The organism is Maribellus mangrovi (assembly GCF_037646455.1).
GTDB lineage: Bacteria > Bacteroidota > Bacteroidia > Bacteroidales > Prolixibacteraceae > Draconibacterium > Draconibacterium mangrovi_A.
In genome coordinates, this window is sequence record NZ_JBBIXN010000001.1 from 1,207,040 (window position 1) to 1,228,761 (window position 21,722).

General features: G+C 42.2%; 21 protein-coding genes. 7 read left to right on the forward strand and 14 right to left on the reverse strand.

Features of this window, described 5'->3' with window-relative positions:
* Positions 1–7 precede the first annotated feature (7 nt).
* Complete coding sequence (locus WFY05_RS04470; RefSeq protein WP_340111528.1) at positions 8–799, forward strand: T9SS type A sorting domain-containing protein; 792 nt, start codon at positions 8–10, stop codon at positions 797–799.
* Positions 800–802: 3 nt separating this feature from the next.
* On the opposite strand, the gene WFY05_RS04475 is transcribed toward WFY05_RS04470, so the two are convergent.
* The 10 genes from WFY05_RS04475 to WFY05_RS04520 all read right to left on the reverse strand — a co-directional run bounded on the left by WFY05_RS04475 (position 803) and on the right by WFY05_RS04520 (position 9,907).
* Positions 803–1,822, reverse strand: a complete 1,020-nt coding sequence (locus tag WFY05_RS04475) for an acyltransferase family protein (RefSeq protein WP_340111529.1) — start codon at positions 1,820–1,822, stop codon at positions 803–805.
* An 11-nt stretch (positions 1,823–1,833) separates the two neighbouring features.
* Entirely contained in the window at positions 1,834–2,493 is a 660-nt protein-coding gene (locus WFY05_RS04480; RefSeq protein WP_340111530.1) for a DUF2202 domain-containing protein, read from the reverse strand.
* Between the two features lie 129 nt (positions 2,494–2,622).
* The gene (locus WFY05_RS04485) at positions 2,623–3,366 is read right to left on the reverse strand and encodes a DUF2202 domain-containing protein (protein ID WP_340111531.1); all 744 of its coding nucleotides are present in this window, start codon (positions 3,364–3,366) and stop codon (positions 2,623–2,625) included.
* Positions 3,367–3,388: 22 nt separating this feature from the next.
* A complete protein-coding gene (locus WFY05_RS04490; protein ID WP_340111532.1) occupies positions 3,389–3,988 on the reverse strand; it encodes a Spy/CpxP family protein refolding chaperone in 600 nt (199 codons plus the stop codon).
* A gap of 82 nt (positions 3,989–4,070) precedes the next feature.
* Complete coding sequence (locus WFY05_RS04495; protein ID WP_340111533.1) at positions 4,071–4,604, reverse strand: periplasmic heavy metal sensor; 534 nt, start codon at positions 4,602–4,604, stop codon at positions 4,071–4,073.
* 3 nt (positions 4,605–4,607) lie between these two features.
* Positions 4,608–5,042, reverse strand: a complete 435-nt coding sequence (locus WFY05_RS04500; protein ID WP_340111534.1) for a zf-HC2 domain-containing protein — start codon at positions 5,040–5,042, stop codon at positions 4,608–4,610.
* A gap of 46 nt (positions 5,043–5,088) precedes the next feature.
* A complete protein-coding gene (locus tag WFY05_RS04505) occupies positions 5,089–5,670 on the reverse strand; it encodes an RNA polymerase sigma factor (protein ID WP_340111535.1) in 582 nt (193 codons plus the stop codon).
* A 39-nt stretch (positions 5,671–5,709) separates the two neighbouring features.
* Positions 5,710–6,525: a DUF4405 domain-containing protein gene (locus WFY05_RS04510; RefSeq protein ID WP_340111536.1), complete on the reverse strand. Its 816-nt coding sequence runs from the start codon at positions 6,523–6,525 to the stop codon at positions 5,710–5,712.
* Between the two features lie 63 nt (positions 6,526–6,588).
* Positions 6,589–7,473: a pyruvate, water dikinase regulatory protein gene (locus WFY05_RS04515; RefSeq protein WP_340111537.1), complete on the reverse strand. Its 885-nt coding sequence runs from the start codon at positions 7,471–7,473 to the stop codon at positions 6,589–6,591.
* A 46-nt stretch (positions 7,474–7,519) separates the two neighbouring features.
* The gene (locus WFY05_RS04520) at positions 7,520–9,907 is read right to left on the reverse strand and encodes a penicillin acylase family protein (RefSeq protein ID WP_340111538.1); all 2,388 of its coding nucleotides are present in this window, start codon (positions 9,905–9,907) and stop codon (positions 7,520–7,522) included.
* 133 nt (positions 9,908–10,040) lie between these two features.
* On the opposite strand from WFY05_RS04520, the gene WFY05_RS04525 reads away from it, so the two are divergent.
* Positions 10,041–10,484, forward strand: a complete 444-nt coding sequence (locus tag WFY05_RS04525; RefSeq protein ID WP_340111539.1) for a DUF2147 domain-containing protein — start codon at positions 10,041–10,043, stop codon at positions 10,482–10,484.
* Between the two features lie 67 nt (positions 10,485–10,551).
* Here WFY05_RS04525 and WFY05_RS04530 read toward each other — a convergent pair whose 3' ends face one another.
* Both WFY05_RS04530 and WFY05_RS04535 read right to left on the reverse strand, forming a co-directional pair.
* Positions 10,552–11,331, reverse strand: coding sequence for a radical SAM protein (locus WFY05_RS04530; RefSeq protein WP_340111540.1), 780 nt, complete (start codon positions 11,329–11,331; stop codon positions 10,552–10,554).
* A 43-nt stretch (positions 11,332–11,374) separates the two neighbouring features.
* Complete coding sequence (locus tag WFY05_RS04535; protein ID WP_340111541.1) at positions 11,375–12,274, reverse strand: DUF8429 coiled-coil domain-containing protein; 900 nt, start codon at positions 12,272–12,274, stop codon at positions 11,375–11,377.
* A gap of 210 nt (positions 12,275–12,484) precedes the next feature.
* On the opposite strand from WFY05_RS04535, the gene WFY05_RS04540 reads away from it, so the two are divergent.
* Both WFY05_RS04540 and WFY05_RS04545 read left to right on the forward strand, forming a co-directional pair.
* Positions 12,485–14,821, forward strand: coding sequence for a TonB-dependent receptor (locus WFY05_RS04540; protein WP_340111542.1), 2,337 nt, complete (start codon positions 12,485–12,487; stop codon positions 14,819–14,821).
* Positions 14,822–15,018: 197 nt separating this feature from the next.
* Positions 15,019–15,402, forward strand: a complete 384-nt coding sequence (locus tag WFY05_RS04545) for a DUF3859 domain-containing protein (RefSeq protein ID WP_340111543.1) — start codon at positions 15,019–15,021, stop codon at positions 15,400–15,402.
* A gap of 3 nt (positions 15,403–15,405) precedes the next feature.
* Here WFY05_RS04545 and WFY05_RS04550 read toward each other — a convergent pair whose 3' ends face one another.
* Together WFY05_RS04550 and WFY05_RS04555 are read right to left on the reverse strand one after the other, a co-directional pair.
* On the reverse strand, positions 15,406–15,702 hold the full coding sequence (locus WFY05_RS04550) for a hypothetical protein (RefSeq protein ID WP_340111544.1): 297 nt from the start codon (positions 15,700–15,702) through the stop codon (positions 15,406–15,408).
* Between the two features lie 64 nt (positions 15,703–15,766).
* A complete protein-coding gene (locus tag WFY05_RS04555) occupies positions 15,767–17,716 on the reverse strand; it encodes an Ig-like domain-containing protein (protein ID WP_340111545.1) in 1,950 nt (649 codons plus the stop codon).
* A 213-nt stretch (positions 17,717–17,929) separates the two neighbouring features.
* Here WFY05_RS04555 and rnr point away from each other — a divergent pair, with 213 nt between their 5' ends.
* The 3 genes from rnr (at position 17,930) to WFY05_RS04570 (ending at position 21,670) form a co-directional block, all read left to right on the forward strand.
* Positions 17,930–20,092, forward strand: a complete 2,163-nt coding sequence (gene rnr, locus WFY05_RS04560; RefSeq protein ID WP_340111546.1) for a ribonuclease R — start codon at positions 17,930–17,932, stop codon at positions 20,090–20,092.
* A gap of 155 nt (positions 20,093–20,247) precedes the next feature.
* Positions 20,248–20,850: a TetR/AcrR family transcriptional regulator gene (locus tag WFY05_RS04565; protein WP_340111547.1), complete on the forward strand. Its 603-nt coding sequence runs from the start codon at positions 20,248–20,250 to the stop codon at positions 20,848–20,850.
* Between the two features lie 235 nt (positions 20,851–21,085).
* Positions 21,086–21,670: a T9SS type A sorting domain-containing protein gene (locus tag WFY05_RS04570; RefSeq protein WP_340111548.1), complete on the forward strand. Its 585-nt coding sequence runs from the start codon at positions 21,086–21,088 to the stop codon at positions 21,668–21,670.
* Positions 21,671–21,722 lie beyond the last annotated feature (52 nt).

Here is a 21,722-nt window from a genome sequence, read left to right on the forward strand (position 1 = left end):
CAATACCATGAAAAAACTAATCTTATCCGCATTAATGACTGTGCTTTATTTTGGCACGTATGCACAGGTTACACTCGATCATACCTACAACTACTCTGCAACGGTTGTGAATTTTGAAACGCTTGGTTACAAGTACTACATTATGGATGTTCCGCGCGCCGAATGCCGGATCTACAACATGGACCATTCATTGTACAAAACCATTTCATGCGCGGTTCCTTCCGGCTGCTTTCTGTTTGATGTTAAATTTCTATCTGAAAAAACATTCGATAATGATGCCGGAATTGAACTGCTTTATTCCTATTACAAATATTATTCGGGATCGGATTATTACGAATACGACAGCAAAATTATCAACGAAGATGGGAGTCAGATTGTGTTCATCGATGGCGCTTTGTACAATTACATCAACAAAACGGGTGAAAATGAATACAAACTTTTTTCGTATTGTTACAATTTTTCAATTTTCCCGGAAGTGATCTGGACCAACATTTATTCATTGCCCGGAGCTCCGCTTGTAAATGCTTCTGTTTTTGATTCGAATGAAGACTGGTCGCTGAACGCCTATCCGAATCCGGGAATTGAGACGGTAAAAGTAGTATACTCACTTCCGGCTAACCTTTTCTCAGCAACTTTGCATCTGGTGGATAATTCAGGTCAACCGATCAATCATTTTAATGTAGATCGATATTCCGATCATCTTGATTTAAACGTCTCATCGCTGGCCAGTGGAGTTTATTTCTATTTTATTGAGAATGAAGGACAAAAATCTCCATCTCAAAAACTGGTAATCCAATGAAACTTATGCCAGCCTGATCTTTGTTTTAGCCAGTAACCAGCTCACAAATAGAGTTACTCCGAGAATTCCGAACAGCCAGAGTGGAAAGCGATTTAGCGGCTGTGTTTGAAATATCGCAGTGGCAATATTTCCGATAATCAGCCACTGTACCACATAAATTAAAGTGATGTTTTTTCCCATCCAGGCCAGGAACTTCTCAAACAGGCTGGCCTGGTATTTTATTACGATCAAATAAAAAATACTGCTCCAGATGATTAGCAATCCCAATGCCCAAATTCCATATTTCAATGTGTGATGATAGTAGGCCTGCAAATTAATGGTGGTATCAAAGCCCATTTTACTGAAATACATTAACAGAAAAACAATAAGGAGAAAAGCGGAGGACGTGAACACTTTTTTCCCGGATATGAATTGCTGAATGCCGTTTTGAGCAAAAAAGAAAAAGTAACCGGCCAGCGGATAAGCCAGCCAGGGAAACAGTGGAAAATACGACCAGGAATAAGTACCGCCGATAAAAGGAGTGATGTAATTTCTCTCGGGAAAAGTGAGCCAGATGTTCATCGTACCGGTAAGTAGCAACACAGCAGCCAAAAGACCAAAAGAAACCGGAAGCTGTAATTTTTTTGGAAGCCTCTTTATCACTGCCAGAATAATGATGCTCAATCCGGCCAGGTACAAAATATCGACACCAAAAATATATTCCCAAGAATTGTACGGCCAGTCGGCATATTTTATTTTAAGCAACAAATGAAAGTTGAGACCGATATTCAACAAAAACCCAAGTACGAATATCTTTATACCTCGCGACATATTTTGTCGGAGAGATTTTTTACTTGCCGCCACAAAATATCCCATTACCATCATAAAAACCATGGCAGTAAAAGGCCCGCCAAGAAAAAGCGAAATCTTGCCTACTACGGATGATTGTCCCGGATAATCGATAAAAAGTTCCATGATGTGCACCTGGATCATAAAAAAGATGGCAATTCCTTTCAGCAGGTCCGGTAATCTTAAACGCTTCATTTTTAATTCGTTTATCTGTTCCTGCAATTGGGGCCACCATTGTTGCAACCGCGTCTTGCTCTTTGCTTCATCCCGTTTCCACCACAACCGGGCTGTTGCTTAGCTCCAACAATTTCAGAATAAGTTGCTGCCGATAAAACTTTGGGTGTGTACTCTTGATCACGCATAGACAAATTGCGGGTAAATGCCCTAAGATGATTTTTTGAACCCCACAGCAGGTTTTCGTAGACTGTGGCGATCTGTGATTCGGGTTTTGCATCAAGCAATTCCTGCAAATCTTTAATGTCCACTTCCTCAATAAAGGCTCCCACCTCGAGCGCTGCCACCAATGTTTCCGAACCTATGGCAACCAGCGAATCGTAAAGCGCAGCCAGTTCCTGATTTTTGAACTTCCCGGGCTTCTCAAAAGCAGGATCTTCCAAATTGTAGGTTTCGAGCAGAACCCCTACCGCCTCGAAATGACGGGTTTCGCTTTGTGAAATATTACTGAATGGCCGTAACTGCCATTTCTCGTAAAGTACCGTGTAAACATCGTGCGCCAGCTTTTCCTCTTCACGCATCAATTGCAATCCTGCTTTTTCCTTTTCGCTTAAAGTGTTTGCAAACGTGGTATAAACAGAAAAAATAAACGTCAGCAACAAAAGGCCAACATAAAACTTTAATGTCTTCATTTCTAAGAATTTTATTTATTGTTTTGACACCGGAACAGCGAAAAACTTGTGCAAAAAAAGCCCCGAATTAAAAATCCGGAGCCTTTCCTTTTCAATTACCTGTTTCAGGAAATCTTCAACTTCAATACATCAGGCGTTTGGTCCTGTTCCGTTGCATTCTCCCGTTCCCGGGACAAAAGTTCCATTGCTGTCTCCGTCATCATCATTCACATTACCTTCAAGAATTTCATCATATTCTTCCTGGGAAATAACTGTTGGGGTATAGCTCTCGCCCATGCTGTTTAAAACAGCGGTAAAAGCCTTCATGTGAAATGTTGATCCACGCAACAGGTTACCGTAAACCCGTTTAATGGTTGCATCTTCAGTTGATTCAATCAACTCCTCCAAATCGGCAATATCGTATTCTTCGATAAATGCACCGACTTTTAAAGCCTCAACCAGGCCGGCACTGCCCTGCTCGGTTAATTGCGCAAAAAGTTCAGTAAATGCTGGGTTCGAATAATTCCCTATACCTTCAACATAAGGATCTTCCAATCCAAATCCTTCAATCAAATGCAGCATGGCTGAAGTATGTGCGGTTTCGCCTTTCGAAATGTTATTAAATACAGGTATCCCGTAAACTTCATAAAACGTTACATACACATCGTGGGCAAACTTTTCTTCTTCGCGCATCAGCAAAAGTCCTTCAATTTCGGCGTCGCTTAATTCGGCCGAAAAATCACAGCTGTCGCCCAGCAGAACTGTTACTTCCGAGCTTTTTACTTCTTCACTGGCTAAAATCTCTTCATCAACTACATCGGTTGCCGATTCTGAACAGGCATTGAAAAGCATTGCCAATCCTGCCATTAATCCAAATACAATTTTTGTTTTCATCTTTTAAAATTTTTAAAGTTTATTAATCTATCATCAATTCGGCAGAATGACTTTTGTTATTATCTAATCGAATACAATTTGCGCGTCGTCCCTGGTTCCATCCGCGATTTCCACGACCCTGTCCCTGGCCTCTGGCGTAGGTGCGATTTCCACATCCATTCCCTTGTCCGCGAAAACCGGCATTACCGTTGCCACGACCTTGTCGATTGAAACTGGCATTTCCCCGTCTTTGGTTGTAGACCTGATTTCTGCCATTATCGAGGGAGGCCTGCAACTGATCGTATTGAAGTTGCTGTTCTTGAGTCAATAATGACTTCACTTCATTCCTGTGTGCTTCCACATTTTTCAACATTTCTGTTCTGATTTCACTTTTCTCAACGGCATTTAGTGTCGAACGTCGTTGTTCACGTAATTCACCCATAGCTTCCTGGTGATCCGCTTCCAGTTCCTGAATGCTTTCTAATTGTTGTTCACTCAGATTCGAAATCTGAGTCAGACAAGGCAGATTCTGATTTGATTGTACCATGTTGGCTCTTCTCCAACCTTGTGCAAAAACGCTTGTTGTTGTTAATACCAGGGCAAAGAACACCCAGGCAAACTTTTGTAAGTTGCTTGTTTTCATGTTTTTAGTATTTAAAATTTGTAACTTTTGTTTATTGAAACCTCCCCGACGTTCCGGGCAGATTATATCTTTTATTTGGTTTTTATTCTATTCGTTTTCGTCCAAAACCGCGTCCTCTTCCTGGCAGCGATACATCTTCTTTTGTTTTTGAGAGGCTCAGGAACAATTCCTCCAGTTTTTCCTGTTGTGTACTGTCGCACTCCAACTTCATTCCCAGGTAATAATCAATTGTTTCCTTTTTCAATTCTTTATGCAATTCTCCTATTTTGTCTGAGATTGAATCGAGCATTTCTTCCGAGGGCTCGTCTTGTGCCATTTCTTCTACCATCTCTATTCGTAATCGTTCCAACTGATTTGAAATCTGACGGGCATTCTGATTGTAAGTGCGGTTTAATTCGCGAAATACATCCACCTGGTCCATACTCAAATTCAACTGGTCGCGAAAAAAACGGGTGCGTTGTTCCGATGGCATCTGAACCTGTTTCTCGGTTACTGTTTCTACTGCCTTTTTATCCTGGTGTTTATGGTACCAAAACGACAGTCCCATCGACAGGTTGGTTGCCACCAAAATAACAATCACCCAAACCAATATGCGGTATGTATTTTTTGTTGTCATGTTCTATTCCATTAAGAATGTTTCGATGGGCTCCGCATCCAGTCCGTTCCAATATGGAATCATTTCCTGCTGAGCCAAGACTGTATTTGACGTTTTTGCCGAACCGCTGGCACCCAATTTTATTCCGGCGTAAATTCCAATCAATAGTACAATTGAAAACGCAACCGGCTGTAAAACTCTCACCAGCACTGGTCGGCGATTGATTACCCGTTCTGTTTCCCGATTTTCCATTTTCGCTTTCACACGGGTGTAGAAAAACGGATTGAGCTCCGGCGTTTTTTCAGTTTCCAAAATACTGAGTGTCTTCTTCATGTCTTCAGCAAAGAGCGCGCAATCGGTGCAGTCGTTCAAATGCTCCTGAACAGCCTGCATTTCCTTTATCGGAAGCTCTTCATCGAGGAAGAAAATTAATTTACTCTGTACATCTTTACACTTCATTTTTCAGTATTTATTAGTAAGACACAATCTTTTAATTAAACTTGCGCTACATGCACTTTTTTTTGTAGCAGGTATATAATTTTTTTTGCAGGTTTTTCTTTGCTCTGAACAACAAGGACTCAACCGACGAAATCGAGAGTTCCATCACTTCGGCAATTTCCTGGTACGAAAGTTCTTCGTATTTGCTCAACGAAAAAGCAACTTTTTGATTTTCCGGCAAACTGTTTATCGCCTCATGCAATATGATGGACCGCTGTTGATTCTCCAATTCGAACTCCGGCTGATCAGTACGACTCGATTCAACCTGCAACAGCTTTTTATTTTCGGCCTTTACATCCGAATCGAAAGAACTGAACCAGCGGTGTTTTTTATTGTCGCGAATGTGGTTTAAAGACCGGTTGACTGCGATGCGATACAACCAGGTGGATAATTTGGCATCGGCTCTGAAATTTTCAACAGAACGATAAACTTCAATAAAAACGTCCTGCGCCACATCCTCGGCATCCTCGCGAATCTGCAACATTCCATAGCAGGTGTTAACAACGAGTTTTTGATAGTTTTCAACCAGTCGTTTAAAAGCCTGCTCGTTGCCCTGTTTCAGCTGTTCTATGATTTCGTGATCCGACATTCGCCTGTGAAATTTACTACAATTGCCTCGTTTTTAAAATCATTTACTTATCAATTCGTACACATCGCGCGGTGAAATATCATTGTACTCTCCAATGGTCCGAAGCGTTTGCTTTTTATCTGCCTCAATGTTGTTATTTTTCAGAATTACAAGCAGATCATCGGCATTCTTATTTAACTCTGCTGCAAAATCTTCAAGCGTTTTTCGTCCAACACCCGATCCCTGCATCGAATTCCCGGCTCTTTTCGAAACTATTTCGTAGAGTTCCACAGGAGTTGTACTATTGGCTGCCGCCATTTCCTGCAAAGTTTGTGTCTGCACGTCTTTAAATATAATCTTATGGTTTTCGAGCTTCCGTGTCATTTCATCGGTCGATTCCAGGTGAAGCTGTTCGGCCAGTTCTGCCAGAGTAAGCAATTCGGCATGAGGCACCGGTGCCCGGTCTTCGGTTTTTTCCCACGATTCGGTAAGATCCTCGCCCAATGTCATCACATTTTCGAATGGTGGAATGGAAAAGAAGGTTCCGAAAAAGACAATTAAAATCAACAAGGTAGAAAAGACAAACTCCTTCTTCTTATTGAATCCGTTTTTTCTTTTTGCACGAAAATAGCTCAGAAAAGCTCTCCAGTTAGCTGAAAACAAATGGAATATGGAAAGTATAATAAAACTAAATGAAAAAAGTGTGTGCAAGCCTTGCCATTCTTCTTTTGTCAATCCCCACAAAGTCCAGTTTACCCAGTATGCATAGCGCCCCGGAGGAGATACATACAGAATTAAACCCGACACTAAAAGTATCACCATTGCATAGGTCAATCCAAAACTGATAAACGCTCTCCAGCTAAATTTTCCGCTCATACGTATTATGAAATTAAGTTTACAATAACAGTATGACACGGGTCTTAAAAAAAACTTGCGTTGTTATTCGGGCAAATCCGGTTTTTGATCGTGATAAGGTGATTCGAGTTTGCGGCCACGGTACATAAACCGTTTCGACATGTGCTTCAGAATTTCGTTGGCTGTGCTTTCAATCGGTTTATTAGACACGTTGACAACGGTGAATCCTCCGCGATCGAAAACAAACATGGCATTTCTGATCTCTTCCCGCACTGAGCGCTGATCGATGTATGATTCGCTGCGGTGATTGGTCCAGTCCTGCATGCGTTTTACGCGGTGAGTAATCAACTGCCCGGCTCCGATGTGTAAACCAAAAACCCGGTTCGGATCGATACTAAACAATTCATCGGGTGGTTGTACTCCGGGAACAAGCGGCACATTTGCTACTTTCCAGCCGTACATGGCGAGGTAAACACTCAGCGGAGTTTTCCCGGCACGCGATACTCCGGTCAATACAATTTCAGCTTCTTTTAGTCGCTGCGGATTCATACCGTCGTCGCGCGATAACGTAAATTCGATCGATTCGATACGATCGAAATATTGTTGGTTCAATTCACGATACAATCCGGGATGTTGAAGCGGTTCCACATCCAGTGTTCGATCGAGGTAGTTGGCCAGTTCACCCATCAGATCGATCACCTCAACTTTAAATTCGTTGCACAACTCGTTCACTTTGTACCTGAGGTCGGGATTAACCATGGTATGGGTCACCAATGCACCGTCATTTTTGGCTTTCATTACAATATCGAAAACCTTGTCTTCGGAATCGACATCGCCAAAAATCTCAACCGGAATTTTATTGTTCGGATACTGGATCAAAATGGATTGAACCAGGTTGTTTCCGGCAATTCCGCGGCCACCGGAAATAACAAATATCGGTGCACTTTTTTTCTTTTTCTTTTTTCCCATGCTCCTGAAGTCCTTTCACTAAAAACACCAAACTGCCAAACAGTGTTTACTCCGGTTTTAGTTTCATGCTGAAAGCAGCAGTTTCTTCAACCGATTTTTTACTAAACGGATCATCGTGGTATTGATTATTCAGGTATAATTTAGTCTGATCGAGGTAAAACTCGCTGGCAGGAATTCCACTGGTACCCGTTGGAATGATCGTCTGTGAATTGTCCCAGTTTTTGGTATCAAAAATGTGCCGCTCCGACGCCCCGTGATTGGTTTCATATAAATTGGTAAACGAATAAGAATACGGACAAACGGTGTGGTAACTGCCCGGCACTTCAAAAGGTCCCCGATTCAGTTTAAAAACCTTATTCAATACAGGCACAATTCCCAGCGGGTGACTCAACGTGAAACTGTGCAATGTTCCCCATTGCCACTGTTCGACATCGGAACCGAGTTGTTGGTTCAACTCTTCAACCGTTTCTTTAAAAGACTGAACAATTACATCATCAAAGCTTTCTTTTCCCGATGTATTTACATCGTCGATCCATTGCGATTTTTTATCCTGAAGTACATTTATCATCAGGTTTTCGAGCAACATCCGCTGCCCTTTTATTTTTTCAAAAAGCTCGGGAGAAAGCTCATCTTTTACCAGGTTCAGCATCGATTGGCGATACAAGACCTCAAAAACTGATGCGGCCTGACTTTCGCGTGTCAGCTTATAATCCCAGTTGGCAAGCAGATTCATTGCCTCCTGTTCTGTTTCAGAAAATTCACTGGATTTCTGCAAGGATGCAAGAAACAACTGTGTCATGTGTTCAGCCGTTTTCGATTTAAAATCGCTATGCATGGCTTTAAAATCATCAATTCCGAGTTTCTCCTTGGCTTCCAGCATTTCCCGAATGCGATCGATGCGGCTCGGTGTTGCAAACCAATAACTAATGTAATATGGATAATCGGCTGAAACGGTTTTGTTGTTGGCCGAAGAAACATAGCCACGATCGGGATTGAATTCGTAGGGCAATTCTTCAAACGGGACCAGTCCTTTCCAGTCGTATTTGCTGCTGTCGCCGGGATAAATTGCAATGCCAGAGCCTTCACGCATGGGTAAACCTGCACTGCATTGCAGACCGATATTTCCATCCACATCGGCATAAACAATGTTCTGACTAACAGATGTAAACGTAGAGCAAGCTTCTCGAAAGTCGTCCCAGTTTTTTGCGCGGTTCAACAGGTAAACCGATCGTATTTCGTTACTCATTTCGTTGCCCAGCCAGCGGATAGAAAGCGGTGTTTCTTTTTCTTTTTTAAAACGGTTAACCATCGGGCCACGATGCGTAAATTTCAGATCAACTTGCAGGAAGTCGCCTTCTTTTGTTTTAATCGTTTCATGATGAATATCAAAATCTTTCCAGGTGCCATCAAACCGGTATTTTGTAGAATCCTCGTTAAGTTTTTCCATATAAAAGTCCAGGTCATCCACCATCACATTGGTCATTCCCCAGGCAATTCGATCGTTGTGCCCGGCTATTATAAAAGGCTGCCCCGGCAACACAACGCCCGTAACGTTTACTTTTCCGTCGACCACCTGGTGCATCTGGTACCAAATTCCCGGTGCGAATAATCCCAGGTGCATATCGTTGGCCATTAATGGCAATCCACTGGTACTTTTTTTGCCGGCTACTGCCCAGTTGTTGCTCCCGTTAAAAATTTCGATACCAAGATCTTTTAAATTCTGAGAAGCGGAAAGTAAAGTGGATTCACCTGAAATTTGATTCAAGCCAAACTCGGGATAAACAAGCGTTTTGTGATTTTCGAGATTGGGGATCATTTCTGCTATTTTTTCATCCGAAACTTCAGCGCACAACTGATGCAGAAAATACTCGGTTTGCCAGCCCGCCGATAAGTCCCACGACATGTAACCAATGAGGTTGATTGAGTGCACCGGCTTCCACCATTCGGGTTGATAGCCCAGAATTTTAAACTCGGGAGGTAGTGGAAACTGCGCAATGTACTGGTTCACGCCGTCGGAAAAAGCTTCGAGTGCTGCCACAATTTTGGGATCGGAACTGTCGAGTATCTTTTGCGATTTTTCCTGGATACGCAAAGCCCGCATCATCAGGTCGGTTTCAACCTGATCTTTCCCGAGAATTTCGGACAATCTTCCCTGTGTCACTCGTCGGAGCAGGTCCATCTGCCAAAGCCGGTCCTGCGCCATGGCAAAACCTACGGCCCGGTAGAGGTCGTCTTCGTTTTGAGCGTAAACATGAGGGATACCGTGTGCATCGCGAAGAATTTCAACTTCCGATTTCAGTCCATACAAAACAAAATCTTTGTCGTAATCCGGAATAGCTGCCTTTTTCGTGAATTGCAACAATACAATAACGGAAATAACGATGAGTATCACCAAAACTAATATTCCGGTTAAAATGCGCTTTATCGTCTTCATATACATGTCAGGTTATGTTGATATTCGTGTGGAATTTGCTGTTGTTGATTTCTATGAACACTTGAAAAAAGAAAAGGTTTTTAAAGCATGAACTTCAATTATTTCTATATTTATTGACCTAAATTTAAGCATTATGAAGAAACTAATCATTCTTTTTTTCCTTGGGATTTATGCACTGACCAGCTTTGCCCAGGAAGCCGATAAAATTGTTGGTGTGTGGTGGAACGAAGAAAAAACCTCAAAAATTGAGGTGGAGAAAAAAGACGGAAAATACATCGGAACCGTTGTTTATATGATTCCGGAGAAATACGAGAACGGAGAGCCACCAAAAGACGATGAAAATCCTGATCCGGAGCTACGGGATCGTTCGATTGTGGGCTTGCAGATTCTGAACGGATTTGTTTACAATGCCGACAAGAAAGAATGGAAGGACGGCAGTATTTACGATCCGAAATCAGGTAAAACTTACGATTGTTATGGCTGGCTGGAAAGCAATGAACTGCTGAAACTAAAAGGTTTTGTTGCAGGCATCCGCTGGATGGGCAAAAGCTCGGAGTGGTATAGAACAACACTTTAGTTCAAAGTTCCTTGTTTAGAGTTCATAGTATCCGAAAACAACTTTGAACATTAAACTTTAAACTAACTTACCCTGAAACCTGAACATCGAACCCGGCTTTACGGACTCGTTCGGCAATTGAATTCAGTTCTTCGAGAGGGACTTTTTCGAGGGTTTCAACCGGTGTATCCCTTGCAATGGTGTAAATCATCACCTGCAGGGGATTTATCTTTTTAAGCAATTGCAACCAGGCTGAAACTTCTTTTTCGGAGGTGTTATCAATGGTCTGCCCCTTAAACGAACCACGCACAAACATGGTTTGAATGATCACCTTTCCGTTGAAAGCAATAAGTTTGTCGATTGTTTTCTGCAGATCAAATACACCTTTGGGGCAATCCAGAATCCGAACCGTGTCCTCAAAGGCCGAATCCAGTTTCTGAATGTTGTCTTTAACCCTCTGTAACGCATCAAAAACCGGTTTGCGGTGCAACATTGTAGCATTCGAAAGTACGGCAATTCGTGCCTTCGGGGCCAGTTTATCGCGCAGCTCAATGGTGTCATCAATAATTCCGGCAAATTCGCGATGAAGCGTTGGTTCACCGTTTCCTGCAAAAGTAATAACATCAGGCAGGCGTTTCTCCTGCCCCATCTCAAAGAGTTTAGCTTCCAGCTTTTCACGAACTTCTTCGCGGGTAGGCAGCGTAACTTTTTCTTCGTATTCTTTTGGAGTAAATCCGCATTCGCAGTAAATGCAATCGAACGAACAGACTTTGGCATTGATGGGCAGCAGGTTGATTCCCAGTGAAACTCCTAAACGCCGGCTCTCAACGGGGCCAAAAATAATTTCATCAAACAGGAAAGTTGCCATAGAACAGATTATCAGGCGTCAGTTAAAAAAAGTCCAACAACTGCTACTGAAGTGTAAATGTTGTTTCACCAATCTCGAAACCGTCGGCAAATAAATTCACGGTATAAGTTCCGGTCATTAATTCGGGCTCGCCGGTGTTGTCCCAGAAAATGGCCACCGGCAAGTCTTTCCCTTCGTACACCACTTCACGCATGGCCGAGTATTGTATCTTCAGGTCTTCAAACTGAAACAGGTTGTCTTCTGATTTGCTCATCAACAGTTGATCGGGACGCATAATGCGGGCATATATATTTTTGGCTCCCCGTTCAGTCGCAACATTTTGTCCCAATACAAAATAAATTTGAATCTTTTCGGCTCTTCGTGCAAATTTGGTGACTTTACTTCTGGAATTTATCGGTTCAGCCATCAGATCACGTGTCTTTAGCATCGAAGCTCGTTTCAGGTTTTGTTGTAAACGCTCTTTCTCCTGGTTCAGCTGTTGGTTTTTCTGTTCTACCTGCTTGTATTGCTGTTTCACTTCCAGGTTTTCAGCCATCAATTGTTCGTTACGCCGGTTCAGTGAATCGATCTGCACTACAAAATCGCGCATAATTCCACGAAGTGTAGACACCTGTTTCTGATAATCCGAGATTTTGGAATAACTCACTTTTTTGGTTTGTTCCACTTCCAAAAGCAGATCTTTAACTTTGGCCTGTGCCACAAAAAGCTGCTCGTTGATGGTGTCGTTTTCGGTTTTCAGCGAATCGTAACTGGATGCAATCTGAGTCAGTTCAAACTGAATGGAATCTTTCTCGGTGTTGATCTCACTCACAATAGACTTATGCTCACGGTTTTGCAGAAAATAAAGTACCACAACTACCACCAGAATTACTGACAATGCAATGACAATGATGTTGTTTCTTAGGTCCTTCTTTTTAGTACCGGTATTTATTTCGTTATTCATTTTTGCAGTATCAAGTCGGTTTTAATAACGCAGCAAATTTAATAATCTTTTACCCGGTGCCAACTAAAACAAAATAAGATATTTTAAGCCCGACCATCGACACTTTCAATCATCAAAACAATTTATCTATTTAGAATGTTTCTAAATTAATTGTTTAAATAGAGAATCGGTCTTACATTTGTCGCCAAATAAAATACATCGAAAATCAACATGAATAAAATAAGTTTTCTCCTCTTCTTATTATTGAGCCTTTTCTGCTCGAATATCACATTTTCGCAAACCGATCACAGCGATGCGGTTATTACCGGCCACGTGGTTTCGGAAGGTGAACATATCCCCTTCGTGAATATTTTTCTGGAGGGAACAAAATATGGCACAACCACAGATGTTACCGGCCACTATATGCTGGTAGATTTACCAGTTGGTGAATATACTTTGGTGGCCAAAATGGTGGGCTACAAAGAAAAAAAGGAAAAAGTTATACTTGAAGCCGGTAATACCATTGAAGTAAAATTCGATCTGGAAGAAGACGTCATTCATATGGATGAGGTTGTTGTAACAGGAACGAAAACCTTTAAACGACAAACCGAGAGCGCCGTTATTGTTAATGTTCTCGACGGGAAAACCATTGAAAAAGTAGCCGCACAAACTATTTCCGAATCACTGAGTTTTCAACCGGGCCTGCGCATGGAAACCGATTGTCAGACCTGCAATTACACACAGCTTCGTATGAACGGTTTGGGCGGGGCTTACAGCCAGATACTAATCAACAGCCGTGCCGTTTTTAGTCCGCTAACCGGACTTTACGGATTGGAACAGTTGCCCACTGCACTGGTTGAACGCATTGAAGTAGTGCGCGGCGGGGCTTCCGCACTTTACGGATCGAGTGCGATTGGAGGAACGGTGAATATAATTACCAAACTTCCGGAGCGGAATTCGTATGAGGTCACTTCGAAAAACCAGATAATTGGAGGCGATGCACTGGATTATAATGTAAACGGAACGCTGACAGCACTTTCTCAAAAAAGAAATGCCGGAATGGCCATGTATGCTTTTCATCGCGAACGTGATGCCTACGACCACAACGGTGATAATTTTTCGGAACTCCCGGAAATTACCAACAACTCTTTCGGTATTAATTCATTTTTTCTGATTGATGAAGACCAGAAAATTGAAGCTAATTTTTCGGCAACGAATGAATACCGTTACGGTGGCGAGATGATTGATGGACCGGCTTATCTGGCCAAACAATCGGAAGAACGAACACACAATATTATTATGGGTGGTGCAGGTTATGAAAATACGATTAGCAATAACACCAGTTTGATTATCTACAGCGCCGGACAGTACACAAAACGAAAGCATTTCACCGGAATTTCGCCCGATGGCGGACAGGAATTGCAGGATTACAACAACGCACCGCCTTACGGACATTCTAAAAACTCAACCATCCAGTTCGGGTCGCAATTAAATCACGCTGTCAATGATTTTGTTGGTGCCGGAACCAATATTTTCACCTTTGGGGCTGAATATGTTTACGATGATGTATTTGACGAGATATCGGCGTATGATTATTTAATCGATCAGCAAACCAAAAACCTGGGTGCTTTTGTACAAAGCGACTGGTCAATAACTCGCAAAACAACTTTATTGGCCGGAATCAGAGCCGACAAACACAATTTTGTGGACAAGCTTATTCTGAATCCACGGGTTTCCCTGTTACTTAAACCCAACCTGAACACTCAACTTCGGGTTTCGTGGTCGACCGGATTCCGCGCACCACAGGCATTTGATGCCGATATGCACATTGCTTTTGCAGGCGGCGGTATTCAAACCGTTGAATTAGCCGACAATCTAAAAGAAGAGCGCTCGCAAAGTGTAAGTGCATCACTTAACTGGGACAAACCCAACGAAAAGCACATTGTAGGATTTACACTGGAAGGATTTTATACGCGACTGAACGATGCCTTTATTCTCGAGGAGATTGGAACTGAAGCCGATGGAAATTCCATTCTTGAAAAAAGAAACGGGGGAAACAGCCAGGTTTATGGTGCTACCTTTGAAGCCCGGGCCAATTTTAACCGAACATTGCAAGTCGAAGGCGGCCTCACTGCCCAAAAAAGCACCTATGACGAGGCGGTAGCCTGGTCGGAAGAATTGCCCGGCGAAAAGGATTATTTGCGAACGCCGGAAATTTACGGTTATTATACCCTAAGCTGGACGCCGACTGATCGTTTAAGCACTTCGCTTTCGGGAGTTTATACCGGAAGTATGCTGGTTCCGCATTATGGTCTTGCGGGCGATGCCGGAACACCCGAACAGGATGAACTTTTTAAGTCACCGTCATTTATGGAAACCAACCTTAAAGTTGCTTACCGTTTCGACCTTCAACGCATCGATTCATCTATCGAACTTTTTGGTGGAGTCAGCAACCTGTTCAATGCTTACCAGGACGATTTCGACAGTGGCAAAAATCGTGACAGCGGTTATATTTATGGCCCTTCGAAACCAAGAACACTTTACTTCGGGATAAAACTATTTAATTAAAAACAGGAGCTGCATAAATCGTCTTTTCTTCTTCGTCGTGATTTTTAATATAGCTCCGTTTATCCATTTCAAACGATCACTAAATATTTCCGATTCTCAACCCAAAAAATATACCTCGTCTACACGAATTTGACGCAAAATTGGCAGATTATAATTAATCTGAATTAGAGATTTTTTATTTTTGCGGAATATTGACAATGGGAAAACGCAGACCAACTTTTAAGATGTACAGCTACGGGGAATATTCTATATGGAACCGCGATAGCCATGAAATTCCAAAGATAATGGATATCAAAACTGATATTGAAGCCAGGATCGGAACTGAATTTGGTTATGTCCTGCACATTAAGAACGGGAAGGGAGAAGTCGTGGAGTTCAGGATCGATCATCCTCCGTTTACCGACGATGAAGGAAACATTCGTCCGGCGTTTACCGGCGAGCAATTTATACGCACCAACGATTACCGGTTTTATTTGGGCGACTGCATCTGGGAGCCCCTTGAAGACAAATTGGGAAAATGGGAAATAACAACCTACTATAAAGGTGAGGTTGTAGCCCATAAAATTTTTAATCTGAAGTAGGTTTTATTTTGCAGCTTTCTTTACCTCTTTGGAGAGCTTTTCGAGCGCCGAATCGGCAGCCATAAGCATGTCGTTTACGAGACCTTTGTAATACTGTTTTACCATTTTCGGATTGTCTTTTCCATCGGGATGCATGGCACGAAGACGCAAATCGCGATGCTTGGTCACCACCTCCCCGGCGATTTGGTATATAGCATCCTGGTCAACTTTCGAATTGTACTCCATCACATAAAAACAGTCACTTAAGGTGAGCGACATAATCAAGTCAATGTCTTTCTTTAGGTTTCTGACACTTGCCATCTTCTTAGTTTTTAAGTTGATTAAACATACAAAAATTACAGGAATTAATTACTAATCTCCCTGATTATTGCCCGATCCCTCCTCCGGAAATACCACCCGAAGATCCGGGTTTGAACATGCTGTTATTTCTTTCCTGCTCTTTTTCCTTACGGGCTTTCTCAAGTGCTTCCTTGCGTTTCTTCTCTTCCAGTTCCTTATCGATAATATTTTTTTGGAAGGCCGGATCCGGAGCAACATCCCACTCGTGAGTCTCGCTCCAGTTCGAACGTAATTTTATTACTTCGTTGATGTAGGAAACACGTTCGGGCTGGTATTTATCCTGGTAACTTCCAGTATCCCATTTGCCATTTCCATTGGCATCGTAAATCACCTTTACTTTATATTTTTCAGGTGGAAGCAGTGGAAAATCAACCGTGCCGTCCTCATTGAATGTCTTTTGACGGACCACCGCTTCATCGTCGTTATTCTTCAGCAACTGCACGATCATTGGTCCAGGCACATTGGAAAATTCGAAGGTGAGTGCGCCGTAATAATCTTCTTCACGTGTATTAAAGCTTTTGGTAAATTCTTTGCTCGAAATACCGTAAATATTAAAACAAGCCGCCGAATCGATGCTTAAAGTATACCTGGTTTGCGGTTCCCATTGATAGGAAATATTGTAAGTGCGGTACGCCCTTTTGTTTTTATTAAACTCATATTTCAACGGTGTTTTAAGCGTATCCTCAGCCAGGTACAACAAGATCATGGTACTATCGAAACTGACAATCGGTTCGGGCGAAGTGATTCGAATAGTAGAATTCAATTCCATGGTTCCTGAAATGTTGTTTACCCAGTTGAACTGCGGAACCGGCTTTGGACTTTTTTCTTCTTCCTCCTCGTCTTCGTCACGCTTTCTTTTTTTCTCGGGTTCAGCTTTAAGACTTTCTGACTCCATCAGCATAGTATCCTTGTAAACGTAGGGCTGACCAACCGAATCGAGCTGAATGTAAGAGAGTTCCATAAACAGTGAATCCTGTTTCACCAAAGTGGTATCGGCAATCCACATGACAATGGAATCCACTTTTGGGTTATATTCCATGATGTTCCAGTCTTTCACATCGTAATCCAGCAAACGCACATTAAAAGTATCTTTCACTGATTCGTTAAAAATGAAAACGCACTTGTTTCTTGCCTCACGTTCTGCAGTTTCAACATATTGCTCAAAAATATCCTCCATAAAATAACGCAGATAGACAGGATCAGGATAAAAGTGAGTGTGCCCTAAAATCAGCATCGAATCGAGACCTTCAACAATGGTATCCCTATTTTCGTGAAACTCGGCACGAGGTACAATCAAATCGTCGGCAAAAGCAATTTCTTCCGCGCCCTCATTGTACATCATATCGCTGTTCATGTCGTTCAGTGCAAACAAGCGATACTCACCACCTGCAATATTGTCCATCAAAAACATGCCTTCTTCATCCGTTCGTGCAATGTAATCGGGAATCACTTTGAAAACCGCTGAGTCGTGCAAATTACGCTGCAACAATACAAGGCCTTTTTCGATGGGTTCCATATTAAAAGCATCCACAACTTGACCGGCAATCCGCAGCGTGTCGAGCTCCGGACCGGTGCTAAACAAAAACCGCATGTTCTCTATCGGATTTTTTTCGTTGTTATCCACCAGCGAATTTTTAAAATCGAGAGAATAGGTTACGCTGTCTTTCAGGTCTTCGTTAAACTGAATGATCAGCGTTTTCGATTTTGTACGGATGGTTGGTCGCTTTGATAAAGGTGGCGAAATGACCAGGGTTTCCGAAATCTCGTCGGTATTAATGTATTCATTAAAAGTAAACCGAACATCATTCTCCTTGTAATTCAACGCTCGTAATTCAGGATCGGTACTTTCTAAAACCGGTGGAATTGTATCCTTCGGCCCGCCACTTGGCATACCAATATTCGCACACGACGAAATGAAAACCACCCAGGTTAAAACTGCAACGATTGCAAAAGGTATTTTGCTTTTAAACTTCATGTCCTAAAATTGGTCTACAAACATACAAATTCCTGTTAACTCTTTGTCGTGTGCTTTGTTAAATAAAGTTAGTATAGCAAAAGCACAATCCATGCTGAATTGGCACCACAAAAAGGTATTTGTTCTACTGCATTTTTTCTGAAAGTAATTCGAATTATCCTGTTGCGTGTTCCGGAATTATATTAACTTGGATTGCATATTGAAAGATTATAAATGGCTAAGAAAAAGAAAAACAAGAGGCGGTTCAAAAAAAAGAAATCCACCACATTTAACAAGAAAAGACTCAAAAACACCATTCTGTCGATGCTTTACGAAGAGCCCGGGAAAGCAGTTAATTACCGGCAAATTTCGGGCACGCTCGGCATAAAAGATCCTGAAACACGCAAACTGGTTAATATTGTTTTAGAGGAACTTGCCGACGACAATTACCTCGATAAAATTTCACGGGGCAAATATAAACTGAAAGCAAAAACCGGAACTGCAACCGGAATAGTTGAAATGCAGCCACAGGGATTCGCCAATGTTGTAAGCGACGAACTCGACCGGCCGGTGATTATTTCATCGCGCAACCTGAAACACGCTATGGAAGGCGACAAAGTACAGATCCGACTTTTTGCCCGACGTAAAAAGCACGATCTTGAAGGTGAAGTGATAGAAATTGTTGAACGGGCCAAATCAATTTTTGTCGGAACAGTTCAGGTATCACGCAACTTTGCATTTCTGATCCCGGCAGGAAAAGTCAGTTTCGATATTTTTATCCCCAAAGAACATTTAAACGGAGCCAGAGACGGACAAAAAGCGATTGCCGAAATTACCGACTGGCCATCGAAAGCACGCAGCCCTTTTGGTGTTATAAAAGAAGTGCTGGGCGATACCGGTAACAACGACGCCGAAATGCACGCCATTCTGGCTGAGTTTGAGTTGCCGCATCACTTCCCTGAAAATGTTGACAAAGCTGCCGAAAAAATACCGATGGAAATTCCGGCTGAAGAAATCAAAAACCGTCGCGATTTCCGAAAAACAACCACCTTCACTATCGACCCTGCCGACGCTAAAGATTTTGACGATGCACTCTCGCTGAAGAAACTGAAAAACGGCAATTGGGAAGTCGGTGTCCACATTGCCGATGTTACGCATTACGTTAAAACCAATTCGATTATTGAAAGCGAAGCCCGCGACCGGGCTACCTCAGTCTACCTGGTCGACCGTGTGGTGCCCATGTTACCCGAACGTTTATCGAACGGAGTATGCTCATTGCGGCCCAAGGAAGAAAAATTGTGTTTCTCGGCCGTTTTTGAGCTGAACGAAAGAGCCGAAGTATTAAAAGAATGGTTTGGCCGAACCGTAATTTATTCCGACCGACGGTTTACCTATGAAGAAGCCCAGGAAATTATTGAAACCGGTGAAGGCGATTTTAAAGAGGAAATGCTCAAACTAAATGAACTCGCCGTTTTGTTACGCGAAAAACGCTTTAACTCCGGTTCCATTGCTTTCGATCGTATCGAGATGAAGTTTGAGATCGATGAAAACGGCAAACCGCTTACCGTATTCTTTAAGGAGGCCAAAGAATCGAACAAGCTCATCGAAGAATTTATGTTGCTGACTAACAAACGAGTTGCCGAATTTGTGGGCAAAGTTTGGGGCCATAAAAAGCCCAAAACTTTTGTGTACCGGGTTCACGACAAACCCGATCCCGACAAACTGGTTTCGCTCAATACGTTTATTCAGCGATTTGGGCACGGTATTCAACTCACCACTCCAAAAGCCATTGCCACTTCGTTGAATAACCTCCTGAATAAAGTAAAAGGGAAAAGCGAGCAAAATGTAGTGGAAACTCTTGCGATCCGTTCGATGGCCAAAGCAGAATACTCAACGCGGAATATCGGTCATTACGGTTTGGCCTTTGAGTATTACACCCACTTTACCTCTCCCATTCGCCGATATCCTGATATGATGGTGCACCGCCTCCTCGACCGTTACCTCGGCGGAGGACGCTCGGCAAACGAAGAAAAATACGAGGAACTTTGTAAGCATTCTTCCGATATGGAAACACGAGCTGCCAATGCCGAACGATCGTCGATCAAATACAAGCAGGTTGAATTCATGCAGGATCATGTGGGACAAATTTACCCGGGTGTTATTTCGGGAGTTACCGACTGGGGCATTTATGTTGAGCTCGAAAATAAAATTGAAGGCATGATACCTATTGCCGAATTGGATGACGATTTTTATGTTTTCGATGAAAAAAATTATGCGCTTGTAGGGCGACATTCCCATAAAACTTACCAATTGGGCGAAAACATCCAAGTAAAAGTGTGGCGCACCAATCTCGAACGGAAACAACTGGATTTCAGGCTGGCAAAAGAAGGCAAATAGGACACTTTCGAATAACAATGCTTTCAGAATCAAGCGAATAAAGGTGTTTTGAGGAAAATTGACTTTTATCGTCCCTAAAAGTTTAAAATTCAAAAATTAGTTTCGCAGGTAAAATAAATAGTTATATTTGTTCATATTTTCGTTTAAAATCTGACATGCAGGAATTAAGCAAAAACGGTAACAAAAAGGATGCGAATCGCGAGAACATCCTGAAAATCGCCCGCGAAATCTTCAGTAAATACGGCTTTAAAAAAACCACACTCGACGACATTGCCAATGCCGTCCGGAAAGGAAAAAGTTCGTTGTATTATTACTTTAAAAGTAAGGAAGATCTTTTCCAGGCAGTGATCATGAAAGAGGTTGAAATTCTGGCTTACGAGCTCGAGATTGTAATTAACCGAAATACCGATCCCGTGGATAAGCTGCGCGATTATATTCTCACCAAACTGGCTACTTTTCGCAACCTGGCCAATTTCTATCACGCTATTGAGAACGATGTTACAGCTGTTGGTTTTATCGACGAAGTAAAGTTAAAATACGAACAGGATGAAATCAGAATGATCAAACGAATCCTGATTGAGGGAGTTCGTAAAAACGAATTCGAGATATACGATTTCAACCTGGCTGCCATTGGAATTACCACCGCCATTAAAGGACTTGAGATGCCTTTAACAGCCGGCAACTATGGCGATGTAAATCTGGAGCGTAGCGTCGACACCATTCTGAAAATCATCTGCTACGGCATTATGAAACGCTAACAGCATTACACCCCCTTCCTTACATTCTTTTCCCAAAACCCCGTAAACAGGCGCATGTAAAATTGACAACAAATCAACGTCAATTAATATCTTCGAATGCCGTTCACCTTCATTAACTACCCTTTTGTCTTTTTTTCGGGCTGTTTAGCCGAATTTAGTTGACTGGCGCCTCTCTTCTTCGTAGTTTTATAAGGCCATAGAAAATAATTAAAACAATTTTTAAAAGAAAACAGTCATGAAAACAAGAACCTGGATTTTAATGGTCCTGGCATTTTTTATTGCATCAGCAGTTAATGCCACCGACTTCCCCTCAATGAATGTGATCCCTGTAGAGGCGAATAAAGCCATGCTGGCTTACAAAGCGCCTTCTGCAGCAACACTCGAAGTAACATTAACCGATTGCCACGGAGAGGTTTTGTACTTCAAACGTACCAATCAGAAAGAAAAAGAATACAATCAGGTATTCGATTTTTCTGAACTGGATGATGGAAGCTACTGTATGTGTGTAAACTACGGTAACAGAAGCGTGAAACGCACCCTCATGGTAGAAGGCGAAGAAATAGGCGTTGGTGCTCCGTTGCGCTGTTACGAACCCTATTTTTGCCTGGAGGAAAAGAAATTAAACATCTCGTTTTTTAACAGCCCGCAAAAACCGGTTTATGTAAATATTTACAAAAACGGTCAACACGTCGATGGATTTAAACTGGGTGATGATCTGGCTATCCAGAAACGCCTTGATTTATCGAGTTTGAAATCGGGTGAATACGAAGTTGTAGTAACCGACCATATTACCGACCACAAGTTTCTAGCAGAATTATAACAGCAATTTTTTCAGAAAAAAATCCTGTTTGAATCGCATTTGGCGTTTTCAG

Coding starts and splice junctions, on each gene's coding strand:
- WFY05_RS04470 (WP_340111528.1), top strand. CDS start 8: ATGAAAAAACTAATCTTATCCGCATTAATGACTGTGCTTTATTTTGGC.
- WFY05_RS04475 (WP_340111529.1), bottom strand. CDS start 1,822: ATGAAGCGTTTAAGATTACCGGACCTGCTGAAAGGAATTGCCATCTTT.
- WFY05_RS04480 (WP_340111530.1), bottom strand. CDS start 2,493: ATGAAGACATTAAAGTTTTATGTTGGCCTTTTGTTGCTGACGTTTATT.
- WFY05_RS04485 (WP_340111531.1), bottom strand. CDS start 3,366: ATGAAAACAAAAATTGTATTTGGATTAATGGCAGGATTGGCAATGCTT.
- WFY05_RS04490 (WP_340111532.1), bottom strand. CDS start 3,988: ATGAAAACAAGCAACTTACAAAAGTTTGCCTGGGTGTTCTTTGCCCTG.
- WFY05_RS04495 (WP_340111533.1), bottom strand. CDS start 4,604: ATGACAACAAAAAATACATACCGCATATTGGTTTGGGTGATTGTTATT.
- WFY05_RS04500 (WP_340111534.1), bottom strand. CDS start 5,042: ATGAAGTGTAAAGATGTACAGAGTAAATTAATTTTCTTCCTCGATGAA.
- WFY05_RS04505 (WP_340111535.1), bottom strand. CDS start 5,670: ATGTCGGATCACGAAATCATAGAACAGCTGAAACAGGGCAACGAGCAG.
- WFY05_RS04510 (WP_340111536.1), bottom strand. CDS start 6,525: ATGAGCGGAAAATTTAGCTGGAGAGCGTTTATCAGTTTTGGATTGACC.
- WFY05_RS04515 (WP_340111537.1), bottom strand. CDS start 7,473: ATGGGAAAAAAGAAAAAGAAAAAAAGTGCACCGATATTTGTTATTTCC.
- WFY05_RS04520 (WP_340111538.1), bottom strand. CDS start 9,907: ATGAAGACGATAAAGCGCATTTTAACCGGAATATTAGTTTTGGTGATA.
- WFY05_RS04525 (WP_340111539.1), top strand. CDS start 10,041: ATGAAGAAACTAATCATTCTTTTTTTCCTTGGGATTTATGCACTGACC.
- WFY05_RS04530 (WP_340111540.1), bottom strand. CDS start 11,331: ATGGCAACTTTCCTGTTTGATGAAATTATTTTTGGCCCCGTTGAGAGC.
- WFY05_RS04535 (WP_340111541.1), bottom strand. CDS start 12,274: ATGAATAACGAAATAAATACCGGTACTAAAAAGAAGGACCTAAGAAAC.
- WFY05_RS04540 (WP_340111542.1), top strand. CDS start 12,485: ATGAATAAAATAAGTTTTCTCCTCTTCTTATTATTGAGCCTTTTCTGC.
- WFY05_RS04545 (WP_340111543.1), top strand. CDS start 15,019: ATGGGAAAACGCAGACCAACTTTTAAGATGTACAGCTACGGGGAATAT.
- WFY05_RS04550 (WP_340111544.1), bottom strand. CDS start 15,702: ATGGCAAGTGTCAGAAACCTAAAGAAAGACATTGACTTGATTATGTCG.
- WFY05_RS04555 (WP_340111545.1), bottom strand. CDS start 17,716: ATGAAGTTTAAAAGCAAAATACCTTTTGCAATCGTTGCAGTTTTAACC.
- rnr (WP_340111546.1), top strand. CDS start 17,930: ATGGCTAAGAAAAAGAAAAACAAGAGGCGGTTCAAAAAAAAGAAATCC.
- WFY05_RS04565 (WP_340111547.1), top strand. CDS start 20,248: ATGCAGGAATTAAGCAAAAACGGTAACAAAAAGGATGCGAATCGCGAG.
- WFY05_RS04570 (WP_340111548.1), top strand. CDS start 21,086: ATGAAAACAAGAACCTGGATTTTAATGGTCCTGGCATTTTTTATTGCA.